Source organism: Bacillus sp. AFS041924 (genome assembly GCF_002577195.1).
In the GTDB taxonomy this organism is placed as follows: Bacteria; Bacillota; Bacilli; order Bacillales; family Bacillaceae_G; genus Gottfriedia.
On the sequence record NZ_NULG01000004.1, the window covers coordinates 50,492 to 70,489 of the forward strand.

The 19,998-nt window shown below is 33.5% G+C and carries 17 protein-coding genes and 1 other annotated feature; of the genes, 12 read left to right on the forward strand and 5 right to left on the reverse strand.

Features of this window, described 5'->3' with window-relative positions:
• Positions 1 to 44 precede the first annotated feature (44 nt).
• The 3 genes from COC46_RS01080 to mnmL form a co-directional block, all read right to left on the reverse strand.
• Positions 45 to 500 (reverse strand): hypothetical protein, encoded by a 456-nt coding sequence (locus COC46_RS01080; RefSeq protein ID WP_098807926.1) that lies wholly within the window; start codon positions 498 to 500, stop codon positions 45 to 47.
• A gap of 610 nt (positions 501 to 1,110) precedes the next feature.
• Positions 1,111 to 1,686, reverse strand: coding sequence for a tRNA 5-(aminomethyl)-2-thiouridylate-methyltransferase MnmM (mnmM, locus tag COC46_RS01085; RefSeq protein WP_098807927.1), 576 nt, complete (start codon positions 1,684 to 1,686; stop codon positions 1,111 to 1,113).
• Complete coding sequence (gene mnmL, locus COC46_RS01090; protein WP_098807928.1) at positions 1,683 to 2,645, reverse strand: tRNA modification radical SAM protein MnmL/YtqA; 963 nt, start codon at positions 2,643 to 2,645, stop codon at positions 1,683 to 1,685. Before mnmL ends, mnmM begins: the two co-directional genes overlap by 4 nt.
• A 192-nt stretch (positions 2,646 to 2,837) precedes the next feature.
• On the opposite strand from mnmL, the gene COC46_RS01095 reads away from it, so the two are divergent.
• From COC46_RS01095 to COC46_RS01120, 6 genes are all read left to right on the forward strand, one after another.
• Positions 2,838 to 3,101 carry a DUF2524 family protein gene (locus COC46_RS01095; protein WP_098808013.1) on the forward strand — a complete coding sequence of 88 codons (264 nt, stop codon included), beginning with the start codon at positions 2,838 to 2,840 and terminating at the stop codon, positions 3,099 to 3,101.
• Between the two features lie 14 nt (positions 3,102 to 3,115).
• Positions 3,116 to 3,316, forward strand: coding sequence for a glycogen biosynthesis protein GlgD (locus COC46_RS01100; RefSeq protein ID WP_098807929.1), 201 nt, complete (start codon positions 3,116 to 3,118; stop codon positions 3,314 to 3,316).
• A 246-nt stretch (positions 3,317 to 3,562) separates the two neighbouring features.
• Positions 3,563 to 4,762: an MDR family MFS transporter gene (locus tag COC46_RS01105; RefSeq protein ID WP_098807930.1), complete on the forward strand. Its 1,200-nt coding sequence runs from the start codon at positions 3,563 to 3,565 to the stop codon at positions 4,760 to 4,762.
• 65 nt (positions 4,763 to 4,827) lie between these two features.
• Positions 4,828 to 5,044, forward strand: a binding site (T-box leader).
• Between the two features lie 78 nt (positions 5,045 to 5,122).
• Positions 5,123 to 7,540: a leucine--tRNA ligase gene (gene leuS / locus COC46_RS01110; RefSeq protein WP_098807931.1), complete on the forward strand. Its 2,418-nt coding sequence runs from the start codon at positions 5,123 to 5,125 to the stop codon at positions 7,538 to 7,540.
• Positions 7,541 to 8,933: 1,393 nt separating this feature from the next.
• The gene (locus tag COC46_RS01115) at positions 8,934 to 9,230 is read left to right on the forward strand and encodes a rhodanese-like domain-containing protein (RefSeq protein ID WP_098807932.1); all 297 of its coding nucleotides are present in this window, start codon (positions 8,934 to 8,936) and stop codon (positions 9,228 to 9,230) included.
• A gap of 207 nt (positions 9,231 to 9,437) precedes the next feature.
• Positions 9,438 to 9,653, forward strand: a complete 216-nt coding sequence (locus COC46_RS01120) for a DUF2553 family protein (protein WP_176545012.1) — start codon at positions 9,438 to 9,440, stop codon at positions 9,651 to 9,653.
• 231 nt (positions 9,654 to 9,884) lie between these two features.
• Here COC46_RS01120 and COC46_RS01125 read toward each other — a convergent pair whose 3' ends face one another.
• Positions 9,885 to 11,156, reverse strand: coding sequence for a BaiN/RdsA family NAD(P)/FAD-dependent oxidoreductase (locus tag COC46_RS01125; protein WP_098808014.1), 1,272 nt, complete (start codon positions 11,154 to 11,156; stop codon positions 9,885 to 9,887).
• 151 nt (positions 11,157 to 11,307) lie between these two features.
• On the opposite strand from COC46_RS01125, the gene COC46_RS01130 reads away from it, so the two are divergent.
• Positions 11,308 to 12,927: a putative polysaccharide biosynthesis protein gene (locus tag COC46_RS01130; protein WP_098807934.1), complete on the forward strand. Its 1,620-nt coding sequence runs from the start codon at positions 11,308 to 11,310 to the stop codon at positions 12,925 to 12,927.
• A gap of 75 nt (positions 12,928 to 13,002) precedes the next feature.
• Complete coding sequence (locus COC46_RS01135) at positions 13,003 to 13,725, forward strand: pseudouridine synthase (protein ID WP_098807935.1); 723 nt, start codon at positions 13,003 to 13,005, stop codon at positions 13,723 to 13,725.
• 114 nt (positions 13,726 to 13,839) lie between these two features.
• Here COC46_RS01135 and COC46_RS01140 read toward each other — a convergent pair whose 3' ends face one another.
• A complete protein-coding gene (locus COC46_RS01140; RefSeq protein WP_056473526.1) occupies positions 13,840 to 14,040 on the reverse strand; it encodes a DeoR family transcriptional regulator in 201 nt (66 codons plus the stop codon).
• 306 nt (positions 14,041 to 14,346) lie between these two features.
• Here COC46_RS01140 and pepV point away from each other — a divergent pair, with 306 nt between their 5' ends.
• The 4 genes from pepV to pulA all read left to right on the forward strand — a co-directional run bounded on the left by pepV (position 14,347) and on the right by pulA (position 19,934).
• The gene (pepV, locus tag COC46_RS01145; protein ID WP_098807936.1) at positions 14,347 to 15,750 is read left to right on the forward strand and encodes a dipeptidase PepV; all 1,404 of its coding nucleotides are present in this window, start codon (positions 14,347 to 14,349) and stop codon (positions 15,748 to 15,750) included.
• Between the two features lie 69 nt (positions 15,751 to 15,819).
• Entirely contained in the window at positions 15,820 to 17,007 is a 1,188-nt protein-coding gene (locus COC46_RS01150) for an MFS transporter (protein ID WP_176545013.1), read from the forward strand.
• 1 nt (position 17,008) lies between these two features.
• The gene (thpR, locus tag COC46_RS01155) at positions 17,009 to 17,563 is read left to right on the forward strand and encodes an RNA 2',3'-cyclic phosphodiesterase (RefSeq protein WP_176545014.1); all 555 of its coding nucleotides are present in this window, start codon (positions 17,009 to 17,011) and stop codon (positions 17,561 to 17,563) included.
• Positions 17,564 to 17,771: 208 nt separating this feature from the next.
• Positions 17,772 to 19,934, forward strand: coding sequence for a type I pullulanase (pulA, locus tag COC46_RS01160; protein ID WP_098807939.1), 2,163 nt, complete (start codon positions 17,772 to 17,774; stop codon positions 19,932 to 19,934).
• Positions 19,935 to 19,998: the final 64 nt, after the last annotated feature.

Consider the following 19,998-nt stretch of genomic DNA (forward strand, 5'->3'; position numbering starts at 1 on the left):
GGAGACCTCTAAAGTACAATGACTTCAGAGGCACTCCTATGAAATTAATTTTTAATTGGTTGAATTTGAGCAAATATATCTCGATGAACTCTCTTCATTTCTTCAAAAAATTGCTCACGTTTAATATTATTATTATCTAATATTTCTTTGAACGATTTTGTTTTACCTTTTTGAGCGATGATGTTTTCTAATGGTTTATTTGCTAGTTTTGATACAACTGCGATAAATATTAATTTCTTCATTTCCAATTTATGTTGGTTAACAGCTTTATTTACTTTTGCTTCAGGTTGGTTTAAATATTTTGAAATATATTTAATAACCTCTTTTTTGTGGTTTTCTAACATCTTTTTATGTGCTTTGTTTCCATGGTGATGTCTATGATGCTCACCATCATGTGGGTGAACAGAATAGTTCGCTGCCTCAATATTTTGAGCATTTACTGTAATTGTACTAAGTGTAAAAAGACTTACTACTGCACCTGCAAAAATAGCTTTTTTCATTTTGAAAACTCCTTTTCTTTTTGATTTTCTTATTTTTACCAATTCTCTAAGAAAAATTTACCATCAATGAATTTTTAATGAATTTTTAAGGTTTAAAATGGTTATAAGATCAAAAAAATAATTGTCAGGAGCACAAAAAAACGTCTAAAGAAAGACGGTTTCAGTGTGTATAGACAAAGTCCCGAAAATTTGATTTTTCAGACTGATTGCAAGGGATAGGCTTTCGAGGCGCGAAGTTACCCTAAACGGTAATGAGCACCGCAGACAGGTGAAGCAACGAAGAAAGTGAGCGTTTGGCGGGCAGTCTGAGTTTTTTCGGTTTGTAGATGAAAAATAACATAGTCAAAATTGAAAAATGGATAGATTTATTATGATTACATACCAAGAAAGGTTCACGAGTAAGTCAAAATGCAAGAAATTGATAATTCTTTACTCATGGTTGGTCCATGAGTTAGAAAAATAGCGATAAGAAATAATTATCTAACTCATAGAGGGTTCATGAGTAAGAAAAAAGGTAAGAAGAAGAGAATATCTAACTCATTTTTAAAAAGTACAAAAAAACTGCCTCAAAATGTCGCGATTCAACAACCTTTTGAGACAGCTTTTTTTCTCAACCCCTTTTTTCAATTGCCAAAATGAAAGGGGGATTATTAGCTTGGTTTATAAAACGGTAAGTTAAAACATGTGCTAGGTCTTGAGGGAGATTTTGAGCATAGTTCAGTAGTGCATCTTTTTCAATTTCTCCGCCTTCGTGACCGTGATAAATAACAACAACGATTATTCCTTCAGGAGCCATCATGTCGATTATTTGTTCAATCGCAGAAATTGTTGATTCAGGTACTGTTACGATTTCTTTATCACTACCTGGTAAATAACCTAGATTAAAAATGGCTCCTTTTATTTTACCGTGTAATGAAGATGGGATTGCTTCTTTTACTTTGGCATGACTTTTTTGTAAAAGTGTAACTTGCTTGCTTAAGTTTTCATTCTTTATTTTTTCGGTCGTTTTTTGAATAGCTAAATCTTGAATATCGAATCCATATACTTGGCCAGTTTCACCAACTAATTTTGCTAAAAAAGCTGTATCATGACCATTGCCAACAGTTGCATCGATGGTGATATCTCCTTCATTAACAGTTGATTGAAGGAGCTTTCTAGCGTACGGTAAAATACGATCTAGAATCATGTTAATTGTACTCGGTTTTTTGCGAATTTACCTTGCCAGCTATTTCTACGCTCGAATTCACGGTCAATTGCATTCAATACTTCCCATTTTTTTAAGCTCCACATCGGTCCGATTAATAAGTCTGGGGGACCGTCTCCAGTGATACGATGTACGATTACATCACTTGGAATGATTTCAAGTTGATCAACGACTAAGTTAATATAAGCGTCGAAATCCATAAATTCAACTAGCCCTTTTTCATATTGCTTCATCATTGCTGTACCTTTTAAAAGGTGAAGTAAGTGAATTTTAATTCCCTGAATATCAAGCTTTGCAACTTCTTGTGCCGTTTCCATCATCATTTCCGGTGTTTCAAGTGGTAGACCGTTAATAATATGTGAACAAATACGAATATTGTGCTTTCTTAATTTTTCTACGCCTTCTACGTAAGTTTTATAATCATGAGCACGATTAATGATATTTGCCGTTTTTTCATGAACAGTTTGTAATCCTAATTCAACCCATAAGTAAGTTCGTTTATTTAAATCTGCCAGATATTCGACAACATCATCTGGTAAACAATCAGGTCTTGTTGCAATTGATAAACCTACAACACCTTCTTGCTCTAAAATAGGTTCGAACTTTTGTTTTAATACTTCTACTGGTGCGTGAGTATTTGTATAGGCCTGGAAATATCCTAAATATTTACCGTTTTGCCATTTCTCATGCATTTTATCTTTTATTTTATGGAATTGAGTTACAACATCTTCAGCTCGATCTCCTGCAAAGTCACCTGAGCCAGATGCGCTGCAAAAAGTACAACCTCCAAATGCAACTGTGCCATCTCTATTTGGACAATCAAATCCAGCGTCAATGGATACTTTAAAAACTTTTCCGCCAAATTGTTGTCTTAAATGATAATTCCATGAATGATATCTTTTATGATCTATCGTATATGGAAAAGGATTGTTTTTCGTCATTCCTCATCCCTCCCTTAATTTAAGTCACTATTGTCGATTTTATCATGCTCTATAAAGAAAACCAAATGGAAAAACCTTTCTTATTTGTAAAGAAATAATTGTAGTCTGTTTGAAAGGTTCGGAAATACTATCCTTGAGGTAACCTACATAACGGATACTTCATTAAAGTCTGAAGGAGGTATTTTCTTGGGAATAACAGATCGCGCATTCGGACAAGAACAAGTAAAAAAAGCAAAAGAAGCATATGATTACGCAGTAGAACAATTAGAAATTGGTATGAGACAAGAGCACTACAATGATATTGAATACTCACAAGCACAGGCAGGGGTTGAAGCAGCGCTAATTGAGCTAGAAAAAGTTGCAAACCTTGCAAATGCGGAAAATAAGGATGAGTTCTATCGTTTACGTAGACAATTAACACAACTACAACATCAAATGATCATCACTCCGCACTAAAGGAGATCAAAAAAATGCAAGAATTCGTTCAAGAATATACTCTTCTAGGGAGGAAACCACAAGTGGTAAAAAAGAAATCAAAAAGTAATAACCCTGAACAAAAAACGAAAAATAAAACAATTACAGAGTTCTCAGGTGAACTTTCAGCTGTAGACCAAGTGAAAATAAACAACGCTAAAAATGGCCAACCACAGAGATCAAAACAAGGGAAGTAATTTTTATCGCAGGGAAAGGGAATAGGAAGAGCAATAAAAGGAAGGCATTTGCCTTCCTTTTTATCTATTCTACTTGGTAATTTAAGGATTTTTAAGGTGCATTTCTTTTCCATTCCTGGTTTTCTTGCTTTTCCAATGCTCTGTACTTGATGCAAACCTCTTGAATATAGGAAGATTCTCCTCTACAATTAATGAGTTAAAGAGATAAAAATAGATAAAAAGGGACAGCTTTGAGGGGAGTACGGGATGCCAAAAAAACTATGGTTTTTGTTAATCGGTATGATTTTAAATGTAACAGGTAATTCTTTTTTATGGCCATTCAATACGGTATATATTCATACTTATTTAGGAAAGTCCTTGTCTGTTGCAGGGCTTATTTTAATGTTTAATTCATTGGCTGGTGTATTTGGGAATATGCTCGGTGGCTGGCTTTTTGATAAATTTGGGGGATATAAGTCAATCCTAACTGGTATTAGTATTACATTTTTGTCGATCTTAGGTTTGGTTATTAATCATTCTTGGGCATTTTACAGTTGTTTTTTTGTAATATTAGGGTTTGGAGTTGGTATTGTATTTCCATCAATGTATGCGATGGTTGGAGCGGCTTGGCCTGAGGGTGGTCGTAAAGCTTTTAATGCAATCTATGTAGCGCAAAATCTAGGTGTTGCAATTGGAACGGCTTTAGGTGGAATTGTTGCTGATTTCAATATTAATTATATTTTCTCCGCTAATTTGCTATTATATATTATTTTCTTCCTAGTAGCTTTATTAGGATTTAGAGATATTGGAGTGCCTAAAGTAGTAAATGAAACTCAAGTCGAAAAGTCCGGAAAACAAAAATTTTCATTTACTCCTTCAATGAAGGCTCTGATGATTGTTTGCTGTGCGTACGTTTTATGTTGGTTAGTATATGTTCAATGGCAAACTACAATTGCTTCAGAAATGCAAAATCTTCACATAGGATTGAAAAAATATAGTCTATTATGGACGATAAATGGTGCACTTATTGTATTGGCTCAACCAATTGTCTCATCTGCTATTCGTAAATATGCTTTAAGCATGAGAAAGCAAATGTTATTTGGAATTGGATTCTTTATTGCTTCCACAATTTTTGTTAGCACTGCTGAGCAATTTTCAATGTTTATGACAGGTATGATTATATTAACAATTGGCGAAATGTTCGTATGGCCTGCAGTACCAACTATTGCAAATATGCTTGCGCCAAAAGATCGTATAGGAATGTATCAAGGAATCGTGAATAGTGCAGCAACTGTAGGTAGAATGCTTGGACCTGTTATTGGAGGAGCAGTTGTAGATACATTTAATATGAGAGTATTATTTATTGTTTTAGTTGTCTTTTTAGTAATAAGCATGCTCTTCTCAGTGTTATATGAAAGATTAGCAAAAAAAGTAGTAAAAACTGAAAATCAAACTTTTGCTTCTTAAAAATAGGCAATGTATAATTGACCTTTTTCTTTGGTTATAATAAAATGGTATAAATTAAATCTAAATGATCGGCAATGATTGGGAATAGTAGTGAATGTGAAGAGGTTTAGAGAGTTGACGGCTGGTGAAAGTCAATCCATTCTATTCATGAACTCACCCATAAGCCACATTTGTGAACGGTTATTACCAAGTAATAAATGTCGTGTTCCACGTTACGGAAACAAGTGAATGTAATTTTACATTAATTTGGGTGGTACCGCGGGAAATCCTCTCGTCCCTTTTGGGATGGGGGGATTTTTTTATTTGAAAAGCGAAAAGCCACAGCCGAGCCATTTATACATGAATTAAGGAGGCTATATTATGAGTTTTAATCATCGTTCTATTGAACAAAAATGGCAATCGTATTGGTTAGAAAATAAAACGTTTAAAACAACTGACGATACAAGCAAGCCGAAATTTTATGCACTTGATATGTTCCCTTATCCATCTGGAGCGGGATTACATGTTGGTCACCCTGAAGGATATACAGCTACAGATATTCTTTCAAGAATGAAAAGAATGCAAGGCTATAATGTACTTCATCCAATGGGTTGGGATGCGTTTGGTCTACCTGCAGAACAATACGCTTTAGATACAGGTAATGATCCAGCTGAGTTTACTGAAAAGAATATTAATACTTTCCGTAACCAAATTCAGGCACTAGGATTCTCATATGATTGGGATCGTGAAATTAATACAACTGATCCAAACTATTACAAATGGACTCAATGGATTTTCCTAAGAATGGTTGAAAAAGGTTTAGCTTACGTTGATGAAATTCCAGTTAACTGGTGCCCAGCACTAGGTACAGTTTTAGCTAACGAAGAAGTAATCAATGGTAAAAGTGAGCGTGGAGGACATCCGGTTGAGCGTCGTCCGATGAAACAATGGATCTTAAAAATCACAGCATATGCTGATCGTTTATTAGAAGATCTAGAAGAGTTAGATTGGCCTGAAAGCTTAAAAGAAATGCAACGTAACTGGATTGGACGTTCAGAAGGTGCTGAAGTTTACTTTAATGTTGATGGTTTCGATGAAAAAGTAACTGTATTTACTACACGTCCTGATACATTATTCGGTGCAACTTATGTTGTATTGGCTCCAGAACATGATTTAGTAAGTAAAATTACTACAGCAGAGCAAAAAGAAGCTGTTGAAGCATATATCGATTCAGTTAAATCGAAAAGTGATTTAGAAAGAACTGATTTAGCGAAAGATAAATCAGGTGTTTTCACAGGAGCTTATGCAGTTAATCCTATAAATAACGAAAAGCTTCCTATTTGGATTGCTGATTATGTACTTGCAAGCTATGGAACTGGTGCAGTTATGGCAGTACCTGCACATGACGAGCGCGATCACGAATTCGCAGTAAAATTTAAATTACCTATCTTTGAAGTTGTTGAAGGTGGAGACGTTCAAAAAGAAGCTTACGCTGGTGATGGCAAACATGTTAACTCCGATTTCTTAAATGGGTTAAATAAAGAAGAAGCACTAACAAAAGTGATCGAATGGTTAGAGTCTTCAAAAGCAGGAGAGAAAAAAGTTACGTATCGTCTACGTGATTGGTTATTCTCTCGTCAAAGATATTGGGGAGAACCAATTCCAGTAATTTTCTGGGAAGACGGTACTATGACAGTTGTCCCTGATGAGGAGTTGCCTTTAATTCTTCCGAAAACAGAAGACATCCGTCCAAGTGGTACTGGTGAGTCACCATTAGCAAATATTGCTGATTGGGTTAATGTAGTTGATCCAGTTACAGGTAAAAAAGGAAGACGTGAAACAAATACAATGCCACAATGGGGTGGAAGCTGCTGGTATTACTTACGTTATATTGATCCAACTAATAACGAAGCAATCGCAGATACTGAATTACTAAAGCATTGGTTACCAGTTGATGTGTATATTGGTGGAGCAGAGCATGCAGTTCTTCACTTACTATACGCTCGTTTCTGGCATAAATTCCTTTACGATTTAGGTGTAGTTCCTACAAAAGAGCCATTCCAAAAGCTTTTCAACCAAGGAATGATTCTAGGGGAAAATAATGAAAAAATGTCTAAATCAAAAGGGAATGTTGTAAACCCTGATGATATCGTTGAAAGCCATGGTGCAGATACATTACGTTTATATGAAATGTTTATGGGTCCATTGGATGCATCAATCGCTTGGTCAGAAAATGGATTAGATGGTTCTCGTCGTTTCTTAGACCGAGTATGGCGTTTATTTATTACTGATAACGAAGAGCTATCAGATAAAATAGTTGAAGGTGTTGCTTCTAGCAGTCTTGATAAAACATACCACCAAACAGTGAAGAAAGTAACAGAGGACTTTGAGGGGCTACGCTTTAATACTGCGATTTCTCAAATGATGGTGTTTATCAATGAAGCTTATAAAGCTGACCAATTACCAAAAGAAATGGTTGAAGGTTTCGCAAAACTATTAGCACCAGTAGCTCCACATATCGGTGAAGAACTTTGGAGTAAATTAGGTCATAATGATTCAATTGCATATGCTACATGGCCAGCATACGATGAAGCTAAGCTTGTAGAGGATGAAATTGAAATCGTAGTACAAATTAATGGTAAAGTAAAAGCAAAATTACTTGTTGCAAAAGATGCTTCTCGTGAGCAAATGGAGCAAATTGCATTATCAGACGATGCAGTTAAGGAACAAGTTGAAGGAAAAACTGTTCGAAAAGTTATTGCCGTACCGGGTAAATTAGTAAATATTGTTGCTAACTAATATTTTTTAAGAAGGGGCTGTCTCATAGGTCAGAAAAACTGGCGTATGAGTTCCCCTTTTTTTATTGCATAATAGATGAGGTATTTCAGGGTTTTTTTGATTTTATCGTTCTTTCTTAAAGATCATTAGCAGATTTTTATTCGACCATGAATGAACTAGCGTAAGTTTGAAAGGATATACTTTTGTACAATTTTTAGCTCATAATGCCTGAATGGGTATGGGGAATTTTTAATTCTATTTGAGATTCTTTGGATTGAATCCACCAATTACGCTAGGAGAATCAAGCTCAATTCTTAAGAGGGGATCAGGCATTCCTGATTTAGTCATATCACAAGATGCTGCTAACATAGAAAGTTTATTATATATTCATTATTAATTGAAATACTGAATCTTACACATCTTTTCCCATCTAAGCATTTTTCTTTTTGAACTTCCGAACGATTTTTTATTATACTCATTTTATCTCCTCCCAGGTGAACCAGTGATTCAATTTATAAAGCTAGTACACTATTATTTTAAAAAAAAATTCATTCAGAACTTATTTTCCTTTTTTTTTCTCCCTCCTTTTCTTTTAGTGTTTTCAAAGCATTTTCTTTCGCTAAGGAAATTCAATATTTGAAAGTACAACACTGATGATTCACTCGTTCACCTAATTTCAGGCAGGGGAGAGGGGTGGAAGAGATAGGAAATTAAAAAAGGTCATTATAGTAGCATACATATTTTATAAATACTTTTAGATCTCTAATGTCATTCTTTTAATAAAACTTGAAGAAAAATACTATGCAGGATTTTATACAGAAAAAGAGAATACTAGGTGAACAAGACCTTCCCAAAAAGCCTTGTACATCAACAATGTATAAAAAACTGTATATTGTGAGAAAAAACTAAAAAGCCTCCCTTTCCGCACAAGGGATTGGCTTTTTGTCAACTTCCGTTAAGAATCTTTATGTTAACTAGCTTTGCGGACATATTAAAAGATATTCAAGACCAATTAAACGGTATGGCCAAGAAATTGGATCGTGCAGAATAAAGAGATAAAATTGTGATGGAATAAATTAGAGGGATGTAAGAAACAAAGAAACTAATGATTGAAGTTAAAGTACAAATTGCAGATACTCAAGAACAGACAGCCGCATGCAACAGCAGCCGTTATCCGAATGTACTTATTGCAACAGGTACGTTTCACCTTTATACTTTTCATATGATTTGGCACAAATAGACTCCTTATTTGCATTAATTTAAGATTTATTTGTGACTCAGACCTTATTTTCGATGAAGATGGTGGAGAACTTCCTGATGTGTATTTTTTTACAGTTTCATCCAATGAAACGTACTTTTTGCATAGAAAATAATAAGTTGATAAGATGTTTCTATATAGGGAGGATGAATAAGTATGAATTCGATTTCTGCAAATGAAGTTAAAGAGCGTTTAGAAGCAGGTGAAACGCTATTTTTAGTAGATGTGCGTGAAGATTATGAGGTTGAGTACGGTAAAATTCCGGAAGCAGTGCATATTCCGATGGGACAAATTCCTAGCAAATTAGATGTTTTTAATAAAGAGTTTGAATACATTTTTATTTGCAAGGCAGGCGTACGTAGTGAAAATGTTTGTGAATATTTAAATGAGCAAGGTTATAAGGCGATCAATATGGAAGGTGGCATGATGGCCTGGGAAGGCGAAATAGAATAATAATTCGATTAAAATCAATTTTTTTCAATATTTTGTCTAATCACTAAAATCCAACGTTTTCGTTGGATTTTTTTATTATCCGAGCTTAAATTGGGCTAATGTTTTTTAGGGGAAGGTATATTAACCATGGAGTTGTGACATATATTAAAGTAGAACCTCATATATTTTTTCATTGAGGTCTTGCTTGTTAGAAAGGAGGGGGTTGATTTGCCTAAAACACTAAAAATTGATATTACCGATAAGGTAATTGGTAAATTTAAAGATGGGCATATGGAATTGTATTCTTCAAAGTATTTAATTGGTAAGTTTTTCTTTAAAGATTTGAAACAATCTTTCCAATTGGCGGATGGATATGTTGAAGAGGATGGACGATTCTATTTATTAGTGAACTTGCAACACGAACAATCGAATGCTCGCCTTTGACCTTAAATTAGGGACGGTGGATTTGTGCCAAAGAAAAATATAATAATTGAAAAGCATAAGTTAAATTTAGAAAAAAAGTTTGTCAAATCCTCGAATTCAAATATGACGATCAGTTTGAAAAATAAAAGTTTTCCATTTAAAAAGAGTACTATGAATAATATCTTATGCTTTTCTATATGTAAATATTATAGGACCTAGCGAAAACATGAATTCGTTCGGTCCTTTGTTTATTTAGAAACTAGTTTGTGAGTAGTCTGCAGCAGATACTCCTGCTAATCTACCAGTTACAAAAGCAGCGGTTATGTTATAGCCACCAGTATAACCGTGAATATCTAATATTTCCCCACAAAAATAAAGGCCATTCATTATTTTTGATGACATTTCTTTTGGATGGACTTCCTTTGTTGAGACACCACCGCCAGTAACAAACGCTTTTTCAATTGAAAGAGTTCCGTTTACTACAAAAGTAAAGCTCTTAAATGATTGGACAAGCTCTCTTAATTTCAAAGTTGCAATTTCATTACATGGAGTTGATTCTTCAATACCAGATTTTGATAATAGAAATAATAAATATCTTTCAGGAACGTAACCTTTAAGTACGTTCTTAACGGCTTTTTTTGGTTCTTCTTTTAGGATACTGTTCACATCCTGAAATAGTGATTCCTCGTTTTGGTCTGGGAAACAATCGATTGCCATCATTACATTTTTTGTTTTAAACTTTTGTTGTACTTTATAGACAAATTGGCTACAACGTAAAGCAGCAGGTCCAGAAATTCCGAAATGAGTAAAGAGCATGTCCATTTTATGGGTGATTACTTTTTTACCTTTTGGATTTAATACACTTAATTCAATATCTCTTAAAGCAAGCCCTTGTAGTGACTTATTTTGGATAAATTCCTCATTTGAAGTAATCGGTACTTCTGTCGGAAATAATTCAGTAATTGTATGACCAGCCTTTTTTGCCCATGCATAACCATCACCAGTTGAACCTGTATGAGGTACTGATTTGCCGCCTACCGCAAGCACGACACTTTTTGAGTGAATGACTGTTCGATCATCCAATTCGATTCCTACTACTTTACCATCTTCATAGAGTACATCTTTAACTCTTCTATTTGTTTGAATATCTACATGATGTTTTTTTAGTTTTTGAAGTAATGCATTTAATACTGATTTTGAATCATTTGAAACAGGAAACATTCTTCCGTGATCCTCTTCTTTTAATGCGACTCCCATTTTTTCAAAAAACTGTATGATGTCTTCGTTATTATAAATAGAGAATGCGCTATATAAAAAACGGCCGTTCCCTGGAATATGTTTAATCACTTCTTCCACGGGTAAGCGATTCGTTACATTACAACGACCACCACCTGATATAAGTAATTTTTGTCCTAATTTCGTTCCTTTTTCAAGTAATAGTACTTTAGCTTTGTTTTCAGCCGCGCTAATTGCGGCCATTAGACCGGAAGTTCCGCCACCAATTACAATCACGTCATAAACCATTATTTCACTACTTTCGTTACAAATTTCTTTTAGTAAGTTTACCATTATTTCATGTAAGCTCCAACTTCTTATCATTTTTTAATTTTTTCTTTTTATATGATATGGTAAGATAGATTAGTTAGTTTGATCGAGAATTAGTAGGGGGCAGTTTATGTCAGATTCAAAGTTGCTACGAGGTACCTTCATATTAACTGCTGGTACGTTTTTAATAAAATTTCTAGGAATGATTTATACATTTCCTTTTTATGCGTTAGTTGGATCTAAAGGATCTGCATTATATAATTACGGTTACGTTCCATATACATTATTTATTAGTATTGCTACTGCTGGTGTTCCGTTAGCTGTAGCAAAATTCGTTTCGAAGTACAATGCGATTGAAGAATATGAAACAAGTAGAAGGCTGTTTCATGCAAGTCAGCTGCTTTTGATATGTACCGGTATTTTTTCGTTTTTAACGCTATATATTATTGCACCTTATATTGCACCTCTTATGTTACCAAAGGATGCAAAGGGTAATACTGTTGAGGATGTAGTAGCAGTTATGCGTATAGTTAGTACCGCGTTGATATTAGTACCTTCTCAAAGTTTATATCGAGGTTTTTTCCAGGGGCATCAATCAACAGGCCCAACTACTGTTTCACAGCTAATTGAACAAATTGTTCGTATTGTATTTACTTTAGTTGGTAGTTATTTAATTTTAAAAGTATTTGGTGGAACAATTACCCAAGCTGTTGGATTGTCAACATTTGCAGCTACAATTGGTGCAGTAGGTGGTATATTAAACTTACTTTGGTATTGGAGAAAACGAAAGGCTCATTTGGATGAACTTATTCCAAAATCAAAAGGTTTAATCCATCCTACTAAACTAGAAATGTTTAAAGAATTATTTTCTTATTCCATTCCATATGTATTTGTTGGGCTTGCAATCCCGTTATATCAGTTAGTTGATCAGTTTACATACAATAGAGCGATGGAATCTATTGGATTAAAGGATATAGCAGAGAATACTTATGTAATGTTTTCATTCACCAGTCACAAACTAGTAATGATTCCAGTTTCATTAGCAACGGCATTTGGTTTAACACTTGTACCTGCTATTACTGAAGCATTTGTAAATAAAAATCATAAAAAACTACAAAGCCAGATTACACAAACCTACCAAGTTGTATTTTTCCTAACACTTCCTGCTGTAGTTGGTATTTCGGTATTAGCTGAACCGATTTATAGTGCTTTCTATCAAGAAAGTACACTAGGTGGAAGAATTCTAGGCTTCTATGCGCCAGTAGCATTATTGTATTCGTTATTCACAGTAAACGTGGCCATTTTACAAGGGTTAGATAAACAAAAATATGCAATTATTGGTTTAATCGGTGGAGTCATCATAAAAATTGTATTAAATGTACCATTAATTTATTTATTTAAAACATATGGTGCAGTATTAGCGACCGCATTAGGATATTTATTTTCAATCGTATACAATTTCTACTATATTCGTAAAAATGCGCAGTTCTCTTTCGATAAAGTGTTTAGAAGAATATTCTTTATGATAATCTTGACTGGCGTAATGGCTGGTGTGGTTTATGCTGTAGAATATTTATTAGGTTTCCAATGGACATATAAAGATGGGCGAATCATTTCAATGTTCCTTGTCATTATTGGGGCAATTGTCGGAGCACTTGTTTATCTAGGTATTGCTTACAAATTCAACTTATTTGAAATTATTTTAGGAGCTCGTTTAAAGAATCGTTTTAAGTTTGGAAAAAGAGGATAAAAATATATGGTGAACCTTCTTTCGTAGTGGTTCGCCTTTTTTTAACTTTTAAATTAAAAAGAAAAGGTGTTATTTATGAGAATTGATAAAATTTTAGCCAATATGGGATATGGAAGTAGGAAAGAAGTTAAGGCATTACTAAAACAAGGCGTTGTAAAAGTAGGGGACAATATTGTCAAAAGCCCAAAAGAACATGTAGATATTGAACAACAAGTTGTAACGGTGAATGGTGAAGTAGTAGAGTATAAAGAATTTGTTTATTTAATGATGAACAAGCCTCCAGGTGTTATATCTGCTACTGAAGATTCTGAGCACGAAACAGTCATCGGTTTATTAGAATATGAAGATATCATTTTCGAACCATTTCCAGTTGGACGTTTGGATAAGGATACAGAAGGATTATTATTAATAACGAATGATGGTCATTTAGCTCACCAATTACTTTCTCCCAAAAAACACGTTCCAAAGAAGTATTACGCAACGATTGATGGAAAAGTAACGGAAGAAGATATTAAATCATTTGAAAAAGGTGTAACTTTAGAAGATGGTTATTTAACGAAACCTGGATATTTAACAATTCTTGAATCGGGCGAAGAATCAGAAATAGAATTAGTTATTATGGAAGGTAAGTTTCATCAAGTAAAAAGAATGTTTGAAGCAGTAGGAAAGAATGTTACTTATTTAAAAAGACTTGAGATGGGTCCTTTGAAATTAGATGAGGATTTAGAGTTAGGTGAGTATAGAGAATTAACTGATGAAGAGATTGACTTGTTAAAGTCTGTTAACGAAGAAAAATAATAGGTGCAGGGAATGCGCTTTGATTATTGCATTTCCTTGATCTTGTGCATAAGAATTAATTTAACGAAGAGCCAAAAGAAAAACAAAAACCCTNNAGGGTTTTTGTTTTTCTTTTTAAGAAGAAGCTTTTACTTTTTTCCCTGTTACGGCCCATTTTCCCCTACTTGGACTATAAACTAGATTATTAAACTCTAAAATGTTTAAATCTCGTTGGATTGTTCTAGGTGTAATACCAAACTCCTCCACTAGGTCTTTTGTAGATACGGTGCCATTTTCACTAATATACATGTAAATGGCTTTAATTCGAGTCAGCATTCGAGAAGTTCCAGAATTCAAAAAACCACTCCTTTACCTACCGCATTGTTTCATAACAGGTTAGTTAAGTATTTTACTAGAAAGCTTATATTTTCATTTTACTCTTTTTCAGTAGTTTCATAACGAAATTTATGAAAAAAATACAAAAATTTAATGAAAATTTGCGCAAACGTAATCATTTTGTAAGTTTAAGATAATATATTCTACAAAGAATGTCATATTCCTTCTTTTTTCGTTCCATTTATGAATAAATTATGTTTAAATTTTAAAAGATGATAAACTATTTATATTAAAGGAGGTATTTCTATGACACAGATTAATTGGATGGAAGAAGTTTTAAAACGTAAAGAAGACTATTTAAAGCAAACGATTGAACTTTTAAATATTGAAAGCGTTTATGATGAATCAACAATTTCTAAAGAAGCCCCTATGGGTAAAGGGATTAATGAAGCACTTACATACATGTTAAATTTAGGTGAAAAAGACGGTTTTATTCCAAAAAATGTTGATGGATATGCTGGCCATTTAGAAATGGGAAGCGGTGAAGAACTTGTAGGGATTCTTTGTCACTTAGATGTGGTACCTGCTGGTGATGGCTGGTCTCATGATCCGTTTGATGCAATTATTAGAGACGGAAATATATACGCACGAGGCGCAATCGATGATAAGGGTCCTACTATGGCTGCTTATTATGCTATGAAGATTGTTAAAGAACTAGGATTGCCTATTAATAAACGTGTTCGTATGATTCTTGGAACAGATGAAGAAAGCCAATGGCGTTGTGTAGACCACTACTTTGAAAAAGAAGAAATGCCAACAATGGGCTTTGCTCCAGATGCAGATTTCCCAATTATTTACGCTGAAAAGGGAATATTAGATATTAACTTCAAACAAGTACAATTAACTGAAGACAATGAGAGTGAATATAAATTAGTGTCATTCTCTTCAGGTAGAAGAGTAAATATGGTACCTGATCATGCAAAAGCAATCGTTTCAGGACCAAGTTTTGATCATGAAGCTTTTACAAAGCACATTAGTGAATTAGGTTGTAAAGCTCAAATATCTGAAGAAAACGGCAACCAAGTTTTAGTTGTAGAAGGCGTTTCAGTTCATGGCATGGAGCCAGATAAAGGTAAAAATGCTGGGATTGCATTAGCAAGCTTCTTAAGCCAATTTGGATTTAATGGTAATGCTGATCGTTTCCTACGCTTTATTGTTGAAAACTTCAAAGGTGATTCTCGTGGTAAAAACATGGGTGTTGCGTTTAATGATGATATTACAGGAGATTTAACAATTAATTTAGGGATTATGCAATACGAAGAAAATAAAGGTGGTACATTTGGTTTAACTTTACGTTACCCAGTGACAACTGATATTGACTTTGTTATTTCAACACTTACAGAACGTGGAAATAAGTTTAGCTTTGAGTATAATGAAATTAAAAATTCGAAGCCTCACCATGTACCAAAGGATCATCCTTTAATTCAAACTTTACAAAAAGTATATGAAGAGCAAACAGGTGAAGAAGCGACATTATTAACAATCGGTGGAGGTACATATGCACGCTCATTAAGTGCAGGCGTAGCTTTCGGACCATTATTCTTAGGTAAACCAGAAGTAGCTCATCAAAAAGATGAATATGCTGAAATTGATGATTTATTAAAAGCGATTGCAATTTATGCTCAGGCGATTGCCGAATTAGTAAAATAAAATATTAAAAGTAAGGGGAGAAAATTTCCTCCCCTTTTTTATGTAGGTTTTTAGGAGTTGAAGATTATTTTGAACACATTACAAGCACGTAAAAATAGCATCTTACTAATTTTTAAGAGCTATTATTTTTGTTTATTTTTTGCAATAGGATCATTAGGACCGTTACTTTCTTCTTACTTTAAAAATGTGTTGGATTTGTCAACTCCACAAATTGGAATATTAATGTCTCTTACGCCGATCGTTGCAATTTTTTCACAGCCTCTATGGGGAATGGTTAGTGACATGACGCTAAATCCTAGAAAAATGTTACTTATAGCGCAAATCTCCACAATTATAATTGCACTTTTCTATTCTACAATTACTTCGTATGGCATGCTTTTATTTGTTGTCGTTTTGTTATCAATGACACAAAGTGCTTTAATTCCTCTTTCAGATAGTATTGCACTGAATTATGTCCAAAAAATTGGTGGGAATTACGGAGCTATTCGATTATATGGCTCAATCGGTTTTGCTCTTGCTGTATTAGTTTCGGGAAGATTAGCTGAAGTTTTCGGTTTAGCAATTATATTTTTCATATTTGCATTTTGTGTTTTAGTTGGGTTTGGCATTTCAATCTTTATTCCAAATGCTACGACCATTAGCAAAAGGGAGCCAATCTTAAAAGGTGTACCAATTTTGCTATCTAATAAAAGATTTTTGCTATTTTTAATTTGTGCCTTTTTAGTTTTTGGACCAATTAGTGCAAATAATACTTACTTCGGTTTATATATTCAATCCTTAGGTGGAACATTAACAGGTGTTGGTATTGCTTTTCTAATTTCTGCAGGAAGCGAAGCGCCGTTTTTACAAGTAGCTAAAAGATTAATTAATCGTTTTGGGATATATAATATATTAATTGCAACCGCTTTAGTATCGGCTTTAAGATGGTATTTTTATTTTACAAATCCTCCGATGCCTATCTTATTTTTATCTTGTCTTACACAAGGATTATCAGTTGGATTATTTATTCCCGCAGCTCTCCAATTTGTAAGAGAACAAGCACCAGATTCTTTAAAGGCAACAGCCGTTACGATTTATTCTGGTTTAGGCTTAGGTTTGGGAGAATGGTTCTGTACTTTTGTAAGTGGATTTATATCAGAGGCATTTTCAATTAAAGCAATTTATATTTTATTCGGATCGCTGAGTATAGTTGCAGTTGGAATCATGCAATACTTAAAAAAGGACTCTAACATAAAAGATAAAAAGGAGATTGCGTGAGTTGAGTGAACATTATTTCCTTGCTGTTCCATTGCCAATTCATATAAAAGAATTATTAGATGATTATTCAAAAAAATGGTATTCAAAATTACCATTTAAGAAGTGGACTTACAAAGATGATTTTCATATTACTTTATCATTTTTAGGTCCAGTTACATATACAAAATGTGTAGAGCTTATGGATCACTTACAAAAAGAACTTGATGGTTTTAAAAGTTTTGATTTGTCCATTCAGCAGTTAGGAATCTTTGGAAGTGACTTACAGCCACGTGTATGGTGGTTTGGTTTAAAGAATAGTAATGAATTAATGAATTTACAAATTAAGATTCGAAATGTTTGTGAAGAAATTGGAATTTCAATTGAAAAACGTCCTTATAATCCGCATATTACAATCGCAAAGAAATATAATAATATGCTCGATAAAAAATTTGAAGTACCACTTCGTTGGGAAGAAGAAGCGTTAAATTTTAAAGTGAATGAAATCGTTTTATATAAGATTCAACCTTCTAATAAGCCAAGTTACTTGCCTGCTGAATCGATTAAATTGAAGATTTAGACCTATTAAATGAAATAATTAAAGGTATTAATGAATACTTTTCTGAAGAAGAATAAAAACAAAAAACAACAGTTACCTTCCTCAGTTAGGTGTTTTGAATCCATTTTATCTCTTGGTGAATATACTAATCATAACGATATCATAAATATCGAAAATCTTAAGCTTTAATGGAAAAGGTTTAAATATACAGTCTGGATGGTGAATAGCGTTGTTTCATATTAAAAGGGCTTTTGAAGCTTATATAGATGGATTTCAAGAAATAACAATGATTATTCCCAAATCGAACAAACATACAATGCATTCATATTTTGAACTAATCGAAGAAGATGGTCGGAGAACTAAGCTTCTTGTCGTCTCACGAATTGAGTATGATAGATTTTTTAAATATACTGTTTTAACACCTAATGTCCTTTTGTTAGAAAAAAAGTATGAGATTGAAGATGAATTTGGAATTCGTACAGATTTGCAAGTAGGCGGAGTTATTCGTTCGAGGGACTTTGATCAAAAATATGCTTATGATGGCGAGGATTTAGGTGCGATTTATACACGTAAATCTACACAATTTAAACTATGGGCACCTACTGCTTCAAAGGTTAAATTAAGAATTTATCATAAATATGGTGAAGAAGAAAAATTCACTGAAAAGTATATGGAACGAGATGGAAATGGCACTTGGAAAGCGGTAATTGATCAAGATTGTGATGGTTTAGTTTATAATTATTTGGTTTGTGTTAATCTGATCTGGCGTGAAGCTGTGGATCCTTATGCTAAAGCGGTTACTTTAAATGGTAAACATAGTGTAGTGATTGATTTATCAAAGAGTAGTGAAGTTAGTAAAGTAAATAGCCCACCACCAAAAAAGTATACTGATTGCATCATTTATGAAGTTAGTATTAGAGATTTTACTTCACATCCACTAAGTGGGGTTCGAAAAAAGGGATCGTTTGAAGGGTTTCATGAAAAAGATACGGTATACAACGGATTTTCAACAGGCTTGGATTATTTATGCAAACTGGGCGTTACGCACGTTGAATTATTACCATTTTTTGATTTTGAAGGTATAGATGAAAATAACCCTTTCCAAAGCTACAATTGGGGTTATAATCCATTGAACTTTAATGCACCAGAAGGCAGTTATAGTTTAAAACCAGACGAACCAATCTCAAGAATAAATGAATTAAAAAAACTTATTTCTGTTTATCATGAACATGGTTTGCGGATTATTATGGATGTTGTTTACAATCATGTTTACGAATTGCAAACTAGTCAGTTTGAAAAAATTGTACCCGGATATTACTTTAGACAAGATGAACGTGGCTTACCATCCAATGGAACAGGTGTAGGGAATGATTTTGCATCTGAAAGATTGATGGCTAGGCGTTTTATTCTCCAATCTATCAAATATTGGACTGAGGAATACGATATTGATGGGTTTAGATTTGATTTAATGGGTATTTTGGATACGGATACAATGAATCAAATTGTGACTGAACTGACAATGATAAAACCAGAAATAATCATATTTGGTGAAGGCTGGGATTTGAATACGGCATTAAGTCCATCTTCTCGAAAAGCAACAATCAACCAAAGTCATCAACTTTCAAAGGTTGGATTTTTTAATGATAAATTTCGAGATGGTATAAAAGGAAGTACTTTTTCATTTCAAGAAATTGGGTTTATTCAAGGTAATAATATTCATAATGAGTATATATCCGACCTACTTTTAGGTAGTGTTGGAATTAGTAATCAAGTAAATTTATTTAAAGAGCCTTATCAATCAATAAATTATGTTGAATCACATGATAATCACACTATGTGGGATCGATTAAAGCTTTCCAATCAAAAAGAGAACGAGGAAATACTGAAGAAGAGGCATTTACTTGGAACAAGTATCGTATTACTTTCATTTGGAGTACCGTTTCTTCATAGTGGGCAAGAATTTTACCGAACAAAAAAAGGCATAGAAAATAGTTACAATTCGGGGGACACAATTAATAGTATTGATTGGGCAAGAGCGGAACGTGAAGCTTCCTCAATCAATATTGTTAAAGAATTTATTACGATTCGAAAGCGCTTTAATTGTTTGCGTTTTTCTTTAAAAGAAGAAATTGAAAGATATGTAAAGCCTATCAATCTTCATCGAGATTTAATTGGTTATCGAATAAGCGATTTAGAAAAGATAGATCGTGTTAAAGAAATAATGGTGTTATTCCATAATGGACTAAATGATATTACGATTGATCTCGGAAATGAGGATCAATGGGAATATGTATGGGATGGAAAGAATCATTATGTTGATAAAGGAATTAAAATCGAGTGTTATAAATTACCAATACCATCACTTTCGACTGTTGTATTAGTAAAATACTAGCAACTACTTGCAGATTCTAATTAAACGATGTAAACTTGTAAAAGATGGCTTATTACAGCTAATT